9 protein-coding genes and 1 CRISPR repeat array are annotated in these 13143 nt (G+C 33.1%); of the genes, 5 read left to right on the plus strand and 4 right to left on the minus strand.

What is annotated here, in order from left to right; all coding sequences use genetic code 11:
• Positions 1-91 precede the first annotated feature (91 nt).
• Positions 92-457 (minus strand): hypothetical protein, encoded by a 366-nt coding sequence (locus tag EM932_RS13205; protein ID WP_135877663.1) that lies wholly within the window; start codon positions 455-457, stop codon positions 92-94.
• A 373-nt stretch (positions 458-830) separates the two neighbouring features.
• Here EM932_RS13205 and EM932_RS21435 point away from each other — a divergent pair, with 373 nt between their 5' ends.
• Together EM932_RS21435 and cas9 are read left to right on the plus strand one after the other, a co-directional pair.
• Positions 831-1070, plus strand: a complete 240-nt coding sequence (locus tag EM932_RS21435; RefSeq protein ID WP_369074047.1) for a helix-turn-helix domain-containing protein — start codon at positions 831-833, stop codon at positions 1068-1070.
• Between the two features lie 255 nt (positions 1071-1325).
• Entirely contained in the window at positions 1326-4718 is a 3393-nt protein-coding gene (gene cas9, locus EM932_RS13210; protein WP_135877664.1) for a type II CRISPR RNA-guided endonuclease Cas9, read from the plus strand.
• A 79-nt stretch (positions 4719-4797) separates the two neighbouring features.
• A CRISPR array of direct repeats spans positions 4798-6087; the repeat unit is 36 nt; unit sequence GTTGTAGTTTGATTAAGGATTAGAAAACACGATATT.
• Positions 6088-6192: 105 nt separating this feature from the next.
• Here cas9 and cas2 read toward each other — a convergent pair.
• Positions 6193-6522: a CRISPR-associated endonuclease Cas2 gene (gene cas2 / locus EM932_RS13215; RefSeq protein ID WP_135877665.1), complete on the minus strand. Its 330-nt coding sequence runs from the start codon at positions 6520-6522 to the stop codon at positions 6193-6195.
• Positions 6513-7397 carry a type II CRISPR-associated endonuclease Cas1 gene (gene cas1 / locus EM932_RS13220; protein WP_135877666.1) on the minus strand — a complete coding sequence of 295 codons (885 nt, stop codon included), beginning with the start codon at positions 7395-7397 and terminating at the stop codon, positions 6513-6515. The genes cas2 and cas1 overlap by 10 nt, the downstream gene beginning before the upstream one ends.
• A 198-nt stretch (positions 7398-7595) precedes the next feature.
• Here cas1 and EM932_RS13225 point away from each other — a divergent pair, with 198 nt between their 5' ends.
• Positions 7596-7973, plus strand: a complete 378-nt coding sequence (locus EM932_RS13225; RefSeq protein ID WP_135877667.1) for a hypothetical protein — start codon at positions 7596-7598, stop codon at positions 7971-7973.
• A 477-nt stretch (positions 7974-8450) separates the two neighbouring features.
• Here EM932_RS13225 and EM932_RS13230 read toward each other — a convergent pair whose 3' ends face one another.
• Positions 8451-9419: an endonuclease/exonuclease/phosphatase family protein gene (locus tag EM932_RS13230; RefSeq protein ID WP_135877668.1), complete on the minus strand. Its 969-nt coding sequence runs from the start codon at positions 9417-9419 to the stop codon at positions 8451-8453.
• Positions 9420-9481: 62 nt separating this feature from the next.
• Between EM932_RS13230 and hflX the strand changes: the two genes are divergently transcribed.
• Together hflX and EM932_RS13240 are read left to right on the plus strand one after the other, a co-directional pair.
• Positions 9482-10702: a GTPase HflX gene (hflX, locus tag EM932_RS13235; protein WP_135877669.1), complete on the plus strand. Its 1221-nt coding sequence runs from the start codon at positions 9482-9484 to the stop codon at positions 10700-10702.
• Positions 10703-10771: 69 nt separating this feature from the next.
• Positions 10772-13027, plus strand: a complete 2256-nt coding sequence (locus tag EM932_RS13240) for a transglycosylase domain-containing protein (protein ID WP_135877670.1) — start codon at positions 10772-10774, stop codon at positions 13025-13027.
• Positions 13028-13143: the final 116 nt, after the last annotated feature.

Genomic DNA, 13143 nt, shown 5'->3' on the forward strand with positions numbered 1-13143 from the left:
GTTAATAACGAAAAAAATTATAAGTGTTTAAAAATCATTTTTTGAAGCTTTCAATGTTCTTTTTTCTCAATATTTATTAACCAAATTTGTATTACTCGGAAATCATATATATGATATCGTCTGTTGTAATGCATAATTTTATATTTTTTATTATCATGCCCGCAGAAATTAAACCTCTATTGTCAAAATATGAACGAGGAAAGAATTTAAAAAATGTGTCAAATTCTTTTCCTAATAAGGCATCTATTCCTGATTTGTAAACCTTGTTGGCATAAATAATTTCAATGGCCAATAACCCTGTTTTACAATGTTTTTTAACAGCTTGGTTTAAGGTTGTCTTGTCTAGTAATAATATGAGTAAAGCTAAAGTAATATAATGAGAAATTAAAAAATTTTGAGACAATTTCTGGGTTTCGGTTTTTAACATGGTTTTAGTTTTATAGTTTATAATTCTCATTTTTTAATAGCTTATCTAAGATACGGGCTTAAAATTGTAAATTGAACTATTTTGGTGCCCGTACTGAATTTCTTTCAGTACCTAGCAGAATCTCATAATTATAAGTTCAATTTGCCTAAAAAAAGAGATAAATACCTCATTAACCTTTTTATGTAGGGAAACAAAAAAGGCGTGGAACTCAACTTACCGAAAAGAGTTACTACTTCGTTTGCAAAAATTACCAGTTTTCTTTTCGAGATTCAAAGCAATTGCTTCAATATCTTTTATTTGAAGAATTGCAAACATATGTATTAAGCTACAAATATAATAAAATTTTCAAAATGCGAGTCATAGACCGCATTTTTTATTTTTCCAATACATTCTTTTGTTACTAATGAAGCAAAATGAGTACATATATGGTTATATAAATTCCCTATGGGAAAAATCTCGACTTTCAAAAAGAAAATTTGCAATTAATCATAACATTGAAGAAAGTACTCTTAGGGATATAATTAAGGGAGGAAATTACCAAATTTCTTTGCCTACTATTTATAAAATTTGCGAATCACGTGATATTAAAATATCAGACTTTTTTATAGAGGTTGAGGCATGGGGTAAGTCTGTTAAGAGATAGAAACTGTTTTTAGTTAGTACATTTCTCCAGCTGGTAACTATAACCTATTATAAATAACTGCAAATAAAAAGTCCCACCGAAGCAGGACTAAAGATTTTCATCTACGGCATATAGCCTTATTGTGATAAGATTAAGGATTAGAACGTTTAATCTTGCTGCTAAGATACTAAAATATTTTTCATACAATATACGGTTTTCTGTAAGAAAAATATATTTTGTTTTTTGTACATTTAAAACTCAAAAAATTAGGGAGTTATGTCAAAAATTTTAGGTTTAGATCTGGGTACTAATAGTATTGGTTGGGCATTAATTGACGATGTACAAAATAAAATACTTGGTATTGGCAGCAGAGTTTTTCCAATGGGGGTAGATAATCTGGGAGATGGCGATAATGAAATGTCTAAAAATGCCAGTAGAACAGGAGCCAGAGGAGTAAGAAGGCAATTTTTTAGAAGACGCTTAAGGAAGAAAAAGCTACTAAAAGCACTTTCTAAACACCATATGTGTCCGTTAAAGGACAGTGATTTTGAAATATGGAAAAAAACAAAACAATTTCCTTCTGCTAAATTGGCTATATGGTTTGCACAGAATCCTTACGAATTAAGACACAAGGCATTGCATGAAAAATTATCTTTAGAAGAAATAGGAAGGGTTTTTTATCATTTAATTCAGCGTAGGGGGTTTTTAAGCAATAGTAGAAAAGGCGGAACAGATGATGGTGCTATTTTTAAAGGAAATACCAAAGAAGGAAAAATAGGTATTACAGAAACTACAGAAAGTATTAAAGAAAAAACGTTGGGCTCGTATTTGTTTGAAATACATCCTAAGGAGCATCAACCTTTTCAATGTGGTACAGAGCGTATAAGAAATAGATATACTACACGAAAAATGTATGTAGACGAGTTTGAGTCAATCTGGAAGCAACAGTCACAATTTCATACTGTTTTAAATGATGAATTAAAAACACTTTTTGGGGGCAGGAAATTAGAGGGGTATAAAGAAGACGGTATTTTATTTCATCAGCGCCCCTTACGCTCTCAAAAACACTTAGTAGGTAATTGTTCTTTTGAACCCACAAAAACTAAATGCCCTATAAGTGCCATTGTTTTTGAGCAATTTAGAGTTTGGCAATGGGTAAATACAGTGGAATGTAACGGTGCTAAAATAAGTCAGGAAGACAAGGGTAAAATTGTGGACTTTCTGTATTCCATTGAAAAACCGGTTTTTAAAAGAATCCGAAAAGTTATTGGTAAAGAAAGTGCAGAATTTAAATTTAACTATAAAGATGACGATAAAATAGTAGGAACACATACCATTTCTAATCTATCTCATAATAAATACTTTGGTAAAAAGTGGTTCGATTTCACCCAAAAAGAACAGGATGATATTTGGCACGTATTATATTTTTTTGATAGTAAATCCAACTTAAAGCAATATGCCATTAAAAATTGGAACTTTACCGAAGCTCAAGCTGAAACCATTTCTAAGTTCAATGTAAAAGATGGTTATGCAAATTTAAGTAGAAAAGCCATTTCTAATATTTTACCCTTTTTACAACAAAGTTATACTTACGATGTGGCTGTTGTAATGGGAGGGGTAAAAAATGTTTTTGGCGATACATGGCAGAATGATTCTTTAGAAAACAATAAAAAACAATTAGAATTAATCGATAATGTAGAAGACATAGTTCGTACTAAAATTAAGGGCGGTTTTATTGATACGATTAAAGAATTACTTCGTAAAGATTTTGGGTTTAATAATAGGCAGTTAAAAAAATTATATCACCATTCTGCTTCAATCAATAATGACACTTTACTAGAAAAGTTACCAGTAGGAAAAGAAGCTGACAAAGAAATTCAATCCATAAGAAACCCCATTGTAATAACCGCATTATTTGAATTGCGAAAGCTGGTTAATGAGTTAATTGAGGACTATGGTGAGATTGAGGATATAAAAGTGGAAATGGCACGCGATTTAAAATCATCTAAATCACAGCGAAATAAAGTACGTAGAAATCAAAAACGATTAGAGCGCGAAAATGATAGAATAAAAACCGAAGTAGAAAAATATGTGCGTATTTCACACGATAGTATTTTAAAATTCAAACTATGGGAAGAATGTAAAAAAACATGTCCTTACACAGGAAGAGCGATATCTGTAACAGATTTGTTTTCGGGAGAAGTTCAGATAGAACATATTCACCCGTGGAGCAGGTCGTTAAATGATAGCTTTGGAAATAAAACTTTATGTTGGGCAGACGAGAATAGAAAAAAAGGAAATAAAACCCCTTTTGAGTTTTATGGAAATGATGAAGTTCATTGGGCAACTGTAAAGGAGCGCGCTTTAAAATTGTTTTCAGATACTAAAGAGTATCCCAACGCTTATCAAAAATTTAAAAGGTTTGTTCAGCAAAATTTTGATGACGATTTTACCTCACGACAGTTAAATGATACCAGATATATAAGCAAAGAAGCCAAAGGTTATCTTTCTAAAATATGCGGCAAGGTGACCGTTTCTCCAGGGCAGATAACTTCAAATTTACGTCATAAATGGGGGCTAAATCATATTTTAAACAATGAAAACTCAAAGTCTCGTGAAGACCATCGTCATCATGCTGTAGATGCACTCGTAATGGCATGTACAAAAGTTTCTTATGTACAAGAATTGTCTAAATGGAATGGGTACAACAGAAAATCAGAATCAAAAGTTTTTCCTATGCCTTGGAAAACTTTTAGGTATGATGCGGAACAAGCTATTGATACTATTCTGGTATCTCATAAGTGTATTAAAAATGATATCACTGTTAGAACACATATAACAGATAAAAACGGAAAGAAACACAAAAATAAAGGCATTGCAGCCAGAGGACAGTTACACAAGGAAACTGTTTTTGGTAAACGAAAAGCACCGTTTAGCGAAGAAGCATTTCATGTTAGAAAATCAATAGACAGTTTAACAACTTCAAAACACCTCGATAAAGTAGTAGACGAAACTATCAAGACCTTAATATTAAAGCGAATTCAACAACTAGGAGGTTTTGATAAAGGAAAGATTCCAGCTAATACTTTTTTTATTGTCGACGAACATGGTGTAAAACAGCCGCAAATATTTTTACCAAATAAAAATGGCGACCCAGTACCTGTTTTAAAAGTAAGGATGAAAGAAAACTTTAGTGGAGCAGAACAACTGAAGGATGATGTAAACCAATGGGTAAACCCCAGAAACAATCATCATGTATTAATTTACAAAGATGAAAAAGGCGAACTAAAAGAAGATGTCGTTACTTTTTGGACAGTAGTTGAAAGGAAAAGACAAGGCGCTTCAATTTATCAATTGCCTTCTGGAGGGGAAGAAATAGTAACGACATTACATATCAATGATATGTTTTTATTAGGACTCGATGAAGATGAAATTAATTGGGATACTCCAGACTATAAGGTATTAAGAGAGCATTTATATAGGGTGCAGAAATTATCATCGAAATTTTATGAGTTTAGATTAAATAGTGAAGCCTCAATACAAAATAATAATAATCCATACTATGTTAGGATACAAAGTTATGGAGAAGGAAAAACAGGTTGGTTAACTTTTAATCCTATAAAAGTAAAGGTTTTGGTTTCTGGAAAAATAAAGAGATTTAATTACTAAATTTATAATATTAAGTTCATTGACATTAAGGGTTAGAAAACACGATATTAGAATATCATCCAATACTGGATGTTCAAAGGTTGTAGTTTGATTAAGGATTAGAAAACACGATATTCGAAGTGTCGGACAAATATTTCCTTTCACAGTTGTAGTTTGATTAAGGATTAGAAAACACGATATTACAAACCATACCGCAATTAACCCTTCATCGGTTGTAGTTTGATTAAGGATTAGAAAACACGATATTACACTAAACACCATCTTTTATCAACGTATAGTTGTAGTTTGATTAAGGATTAGAAAACACGATATTAGACCCTACAGAAAGAACAACGTTAACGTCGTTGTAGTTTGATTAAGGATTAGAAAACACGATATTTAATCGGAATCATGTCCGTAATGCCAAAAAGTTGTAGTTTGATTAAGGATTAGAAAACACGATATTGCACAGTCTAAAAACCGTAAACCCGGTAGTGTTGTAGTTTGATTAAGGATTAGAAAACACGATATTCATGTACTGTATCATCTAGATACTTGTACTGTTGTAGTTTGATTAAGGATTAGAAAACACGATATTTGCAATATCGCTACGATACGCTATGTTACTGTTGTAGTTTGATTAAGGATTAGAAAACACGATATTTCCACCTTGTGTATAAGGGATAGCCGAACCGTTGTAGTTTGATTAAGGATTAGAAAACACGATATTTATGAATTGCACGCTTAATTTTATTACGCAGTTGTAGTTTGATTAAGGATTAGAAAACACGATATTTTGCAGCCGCTACAGGAATTAAGATAACTAGTTGTAGTTTGATTAAGGATTAGAAAACACGATATTATCGATCTGTCCATCTTGATCCTTGTCCAAGTTGTAGTTTGATTAAGGATTAGAAAACACGATATTTGTCTCCTGTGTATCGTTATTTGATGTCTGGTTGTAGTTTGATTAAGGATTAGAAAACACGATATTCGAGCCTGTTTGCTTTTTCCTGTTTCCTAAGTTGTAGTTTGATTAAGGATTAGAAAACACGATATTTCATTAAGATTCCGAAAAACAGGTAAAAACGTTGTAGTTTGATTAAGGATTAGAAAACACGATATTATCTCATCTAACGAACTCGGATTAAAATCCGTTGTAGTTTGATTAAGGATTAGAAAACACGATATTTTTAGCAGTACAATACCATTGCTCGCTAGTGTTGTAGTTTGATTAAGGATTAGAAAACACGATATTCCTTTTGCAGGTTACCAGCTTATTTACAATGTTGTAGTTTGATTAAGGATTAGAAAACACGATATTCTTTACGTGTTGCTGTAACTTCAACCACTCGTTGTAGTTTGATTAAGGATTAGAAAACACGATATTAGTTGACTTGTTGTCTTCTGATAATCATTAAATTAAGTGTGAATATCGTTTTAAAAAATGCTTCTTTTTTGCAGTGATAAGGCAAGATTGAAGCATTTTTTTATTTTAAAAGAGTTCTAATTGGGTTGGAGGAGGTTCTTTAGGGACTTCTGAGCGTCCCCAAAAGTTCATGATATTACCAAATTGTTTGTCTGTAATTCGTAATACACTTACTTTACCTAAAGGCGGGAGTAGTCTTTTAATACGTTTTTCATGTACATCGGCACTTTCACTGCTCGCACAATGCCTTATGTATACAGAATATTGCATCATGGTAAAGCCATCTTTTAAAATGTTTTTCCTAAAACCAGAAGCATTTTTTCTGTCTTTAGCAGTTTCAGTAGGTAAATCAAAAAATACAAATAACCACATAATTCTATAGCCATTTAGTTCCATAATTTAGGGTACTTAATTTTTTTTCTTTTTCCAACATAGCATTGTTGTAAAGAACTGGCTGTTTTTTGGAGCGCTACCATTAAAGGACTTTTTTCATCTTTAAAGTAAACCGTTCTTGTTAGGGTTTGAAGAAGGATTGATTTTATTTCTGTATTTAAATCTTCCTCATCATAATGTTGTGTTATGGTATGAACAGCTTCGTCTATAATGGGCCTAAAGGGTTCCATAATATCATCTGCCAATGCAAAGGCATTATATTTGCTTTTATGATGAATACCCAATGTATTCAACAGACCGCTACCCGATAAGGCTCTGGCTGTGGCAGCTCTTAAAATGGCGTAACCATAGTTTAAAAAATTGTTTGGGTAATTCCCGAAACGTTCCCTTTTAAAATTAATTTCAAAGAAAGATTTCCAGTAAAAATTGGCAGCTACGGCTTCCATATTGGAAGTGTCTCCACTTAATACTTTACTCGCCAGAAACTCAAATTTGTTTTTCGACTGTGTTATTTTTTCTAATAAGATTCCCTGGTTTTTAATTTTCTCAATAACAGTTTGTTGCCATAATTGCTTTTTTAGTGGTAGACTTGCCTCAACCTGATGCTTAAAGATTTCTTGTTGAATATGATGGCTGTTTAAATTTAAAAACATGCCATTTGGTAAATGTGTTTTATTGCAAATAATTACAGATGTATTATTTGCAATAAGTAGATTTAAAGTGGTTATGCTTATGTATATCTCTGGATTATCTATGACTATAAACCCAATGTCTTCTATAGGAATGGTTGTATCTCTTGTTTCCGATTTAATAACTAATTGTTCATGTTTAGTAGTGAGCGAGCATTTGTTGGAGAATAATAACGTCTTTTTAATCATTGTTAATTGGAATTATTAAAAAATAATAATTATCTAATTAGCCTGATAATAAGAGAGTTAATAAAGATACTAAAATAACATTTAATATTTTACGGATATCCGTAATTAGTAATAATGTTGCTTTTATAGTGTTTACAAACTAGATTCCATCTGTATTAATTATTTACCGTAGTTTTGGTTTTTAAATAGAAAGCCACAATGAATTTATTCGATATCTTATTCTATAATATTTTCTCGCAATACAAAACGAAGTATAAGCAAAAGGCTAACAACATAGCTATTGCTTATGTAACACTTTTACAGGTTTCGCTACTATTGCTTTTAGGTGTTTTCTTTGCAGGGTTTTTTAAGCAAATGCATATGGTAACCATGTCGTCTACCAAAACATGGACATTATTTACTTTAATTTCTGTGTTTATTTATTTTAAAAACTGGATGCAGTACACAGGCAAAAAACGTATGATGATAAATGCAAAAATGAATAAGAAAAGAACGCAGCATTATAATATTTGGTTGCTTTGGCTTTTGCCTATTGCTGCTTTGGTGTTGAGTTATGTTGTGTATCAGGCGGTTTAGGACGTATTGTTCATTCAGAGTGCGGCGAAGAATCTCACCTATAATAATTTAGTGAAGCTTTTAAATGTAAAATAAGCTTAGTACGAGCAAGATCCTCAATATCGTTTTTATTTAAGAGATTGCCGCAGTCGTACCTCCTTCGCAATGACATATCATTTAACTATAAACAAGTCTTTGTTCTTGATTCTAAAAGCAAAGCGGTCTATGTTCTTTGGAGATGATAACAGATTGCCACAGTCGTACCTCCTTCGCAATGACATATCATTTAACTATAAACAAGTCTTTGTTCTTGATTCTAAAAGCAAAGCGGTCTATGTTCTTTGGAGATGATAACAGATTGCCGCAGTCGTACCTCCTTCGCAATGACATATCATTTAACTATAAACAAGTCTTTATTCTTGATTCTAAAAGCAAAGCGGTCTATGTGCTTTGGAGATGATAACAGATTGCCACAGTCGTGCCTCCTTCGCAATGACATTACTTCTTAAAAATAGCATACACAGGAAAATGGTCACTATAACCACCTTTGTATCTCTTACCAACAAAGGTTCTAAAAGGTGTGCCTTTGTATCTCCCATTAAAGAGTTTTAGGAAATCTTCATCAAAAATATTGGCTGTGCTAAACTCGAATTTATCAGTCGTGCTTTTAAAAAAGTTAGTTGAAAATAAAATCTGATCGAATAAATTCCATTGTCGGTTGTGGTTTGTCGTTCCTCTATTGTAAGACCGTAAGACTTCCATAGGGTTATATAAATTAGAACCCTCAACAAGTTGTTTAATACTTCTACTGGAAGGATCGTCGTTAAAATCACCAATAACAATAATTTTAGCATCTGGATTATCGTCGCGTAGCATCGAAATAACTTCTCCTGCTTTATTAGACGATGCCATACGCTTATGTTCTGTTTCCTTTTCGCCTTCACGTCTAGACGACCAATGGTTTACAATAACGTGAATGGTTTCACCATCAAGTAGACCAGAAACCAGCAAGATATCTCGCGTGTAATCCGGTGAGCCATCATCATCAAACAACTGGATGGTAAAAGTTTCAGAAGCAGTCACTTCAAAAGCATTGGCATCATATAATAAAGCGACATCAATCCCACGTTCATCTAAAGAATCGTAATGCACATAATCGTAATTGCAGCCCTCTAAATGTTCAGAGTTTATTAAATCTTCAATAACAGAAGCGTTTTCAACTTCGGCCAATCCTACGATGGCAGGATATTTTCCTGTTTCGTGCCTCCCGATGTTAGAAATAGCAAAGCCCAGTTTTTTGAGTTTATTTTTATAACGCTTAGGGGTCCATTTTTTTACCGAAGTCGGTAAAAAATCATTGTCGTGAGTGTGTTTATCTTCCGTAGTGTCAAATAAATTTTCAAGGTTATAAAATGCTACGGTTTGCAAATCGTCTCGAACGGGAATGTCTTCTAAAGCGTCTGTCATAAATCAAAAATAGGCTTAAAAATATAAAAATAATAATACCTGTAAATGTTTAACTTTGCAACATGATAGAAAAGAAAGATATGGCTTTAGAAAAAGCTGTTTTAATAGGTGTTATTACTAAAGATCAGGATGAGGTAAAATCTAAAGAGTATTTAGATGAATTGGAGTTTTTAACCTTTACTGCCGGGGGGTATGCCATAAAGCGTTTTACTCAGAAAATGGATATGCCAAACCCTAAAACATTCATAGGTACTGGTAAGATGGAAGATGTACGCCAATTTATAGAGGAAAACGATGTTGGTACAGCTATTTTTGATGATGAATTGTCTGCGGCTCAAGAACGAAATATTAGTAAAATACTTGATGTTAAAGTATTAGACAGAACTAATTTAATCCTCGATATTTTTGCGCAACGCGCGCAAACAAGTTATGCCAGAACCCAGGTAGAGTTGGCGCAATGCGAATACTTACTCCCACGATTAAGAGGTATGTGGACACACCTTGAACGACAAAAAGGGGGTATTGGAATGCGTGGTCCTGGGGAAACCGAAATTGAAACAGATAGACGTATTGTACGTGATAAAATAGCGTTACTAAAAGCACGTATAAAAACCATTGATAAGCAAATGGCCATACAGCGAGGCAATCGTGGTAAAATGGTGCGTGTGGCATTGGTGGGTTATACGAACGTTGGGAAATCTACGTTAATGAATGTAGTAAGTAAAAGTGAAGTTTTTGCTGAAAATAAGTTATTTGCCACTTTAGATACTACGGTTAGAAAGGTTGTGATTCAAAACTTACCGTTTTTGTTAAGTGATACGGTTGGGTTTATAAGAAAGTTGCCTACTCAATTGGTAGATAGCTTTAAAAGTACGCTGGATGAGGTTAGAGAAGCCGATTTATTACTACATGTTGTTGATATTTCGCATCCTAATTTTGAGGAACATATTGAGTCTGTAAATAAAATTTTAGGTGAAATAAAAAGTGGTGATAAACCCACTATTATGGTGTTTAATAAAATTGATGCCTATGAAGCTGAGCCTTTGGAGGAAGATGATTTAGAAACGGAACGTACAGAAAAACATTATTCTTTAGAGGAATGGAAAAGTACCTGGATGAGTAAGGTTGGTAATAATGCTTTGTTTATTTCGGCAATAAATAAAAGTAATTTAGAGGACTTTAAAAAACGTGTTTACGATGAGGTTCGAGACATTCATGTAACACGTTTTCCTTATAATCATTTCTTATATCCAGATTATAATTATGAAGATATGGGGAAATAATGTCATTTTATATTTGAATTTGTCATAAAAGAAAATGATATAACGCAAACAAAAAAGCATAGCCCCAAAATGAATTGGATTTTATCGTTATTGAAGAAGAAATGGGTTAAGTGGTTCATGCTGGTTTGTGCCTCTGTTATTGTCTTTTTTACCATCATTTACATAAGTGTACTTTTAGGCTTTTTTGGAAAACTACCCACAGAAGCAGATTTAAGTTCTATTAAACAAGCCGAGGCAACACAAGTCTTAGATAAGGACAGTAAGTTAATAGGCAAGTACTACATTTATGATAGGCAGCCTTTAACTTTTAAAGATTTCCCAAAACACCTTATTGATGCATTAATAGCAACAGAAGATGTTCGTTTTTACGAGCATGATGGTGTTGATAATGTGAGTTTACTTCGTGTACTTTTTAAAAGTATTATTTTAAGAGATAAATCGGCAGGAGGTGGTAGTACTATTACGCTTCAATTAGCTAAAAACTTATTTGGAAGAAAGAAACATGCTGTATTTAGCATGCTAATTAATAAGTTTAAGGAGTCTATTATAGCAAAACGTATTGAAGCTATTTATTCTAAAGAGGATATTTTAATGCTTTATCTCAATACGGTGCCCTTTCCCGATAATACGTATGGTATTGAAAGTGCTTCGCGTAAATTTTTCAATAAACCGGCATCGACGTTAACGCATTTAGAGGCATCAACACTTGTAGGAACTTTAAAGGCAACGAATTATTATAATCCAAGGCTTTATTTAGAGCGAAGCCAATCACGACGGAACGTGGTTTTTCAGCAAATGTTAAAGTATGGGTATTTATCTCAGGATTCGGTTGATTTGTTTAAAAAACAAGATGTTGTTTTAAACTATAAATCGTTTCATCACGATGTGGGGTTAGCCCCCTATTTTAGAGCCGAAGTAAAAAGAGAATTAGCAACGATATTAGATACGCTTAAAAAAGCAAATGGCGACTCGTACGATTTGTATAGAGATGGTTTGATTGTACACACAACTTTAGATTCAGGCATGCAAACACTTGCTGAAACTGCCATGAAAGAACATCTTTCCAGTTTGCAAAAGGCTCATGAAAAATCCTATGGGAAATCCGCGCCGTGGCTTGCAAATAAAAATATAATTCAAACTGCCCTAAGAAAACTTCCAGTTTATAAATCGTATAAAAAATTAGGGTTAACAGAAGCACAAATATTAGATTCGTTGTCTGTAAAACGTAAAACGGAATTGTTTAGATGGACAGGGAACACTATTAAAAATGTATCTACTATTGATAGTTTAAAGCATTATTTGAAGTTTTTAAATACTGGCATGCTATCCATAGAACCTCAAACGGGAGCCATAAGAGCTTATTTAGGCGGCATTGATTATCGTTTTTTTAAATATGATCATGTCTCTCAAAGCGAACGTCAGGTAGGTTCTACATTCAAACTCTTTGTATACACCACAGCCATTGAAAATGGTATGAAACCTTGTACGTATTTTTCATTATCTGAAGTCACCTATACAGATTTTGATAACTGGACGCCTACAAACTCTGGAAAGGACGAAGATACAGAGCACCTTAACTATAATTTAGAAACGGCATTAAGTAATTCGGTGAATACCATTGCGGTAAAAGTTTTAAATAAAGTAGGAATTGAGAGTGTTATAGAACAAGCAAAAAAAATGGGGATTTCTAAAGACCTTCCAGAAAAACCATCGTTGGCTTTAGGTGTTGCAGAGATTAATTTGAAAGAACTCACAGGGGCTTATGCGGGTTATGTGAATGATAGTAAAAGTGCTAAACCTTATGCGATAACAAAAATTGAAGATAAAGAAGGAAATATAATCGCTTCTTTTAAACCAGAAGTTAGTAAGGAAAAGGTTTATAGTGATTACACCAGACAGGTGATGCTGAAAATAATGCAGTCTACAGTTAATACAGGAACAGCATCCAGATTAAGAACAACGTATCAGCTTAAAAATGACATTGCCGGAAAAACAGGAACAACTCAAAATAATAAAGATGGTTGGTTTGTGGGTATTACACCCAAACTTGTTACTGTAACATGGGTTGGCAATGATAACCATAGCATAGGATTTAAATCCACAGGAATAGGGCAAGGTGCTAATTCGGCGTTACCGATTTTCGCAAAGTTTTATCAAAAGATGAATGCTGATGCGCGTTTTAATAACATTACTAAAAGCCAATTTGAAACACCTACTCAGAAAGTGTTGGATGATTTAGATTGTAATCCGGAAAAGCGAGATGGGTTCTTTAAAAGAATTTTTGGGAATAAGAAGAAAAAGAAAGCCTTTAAGAAAAAGAGGTAAAGGCAACTTTTTCATTGAGAAGGAGGAACGACTGAAGAATCCAAAAAAATGTTTTTTACTTTATTGTAATTCAATAAGCATGGTGAGATTCTTCGCTACGCTCTGAATGACATTTT

It is taken from the genome of Flavivirga rizhaonensis (assembly GCF_004791695.1).
GTDB lineage: Bacteria > Bacteroidota > Bacteroidia > Flavobacteriales > Flavobacteriaceae > Flavivirga > Flavivirga rizhaonensis.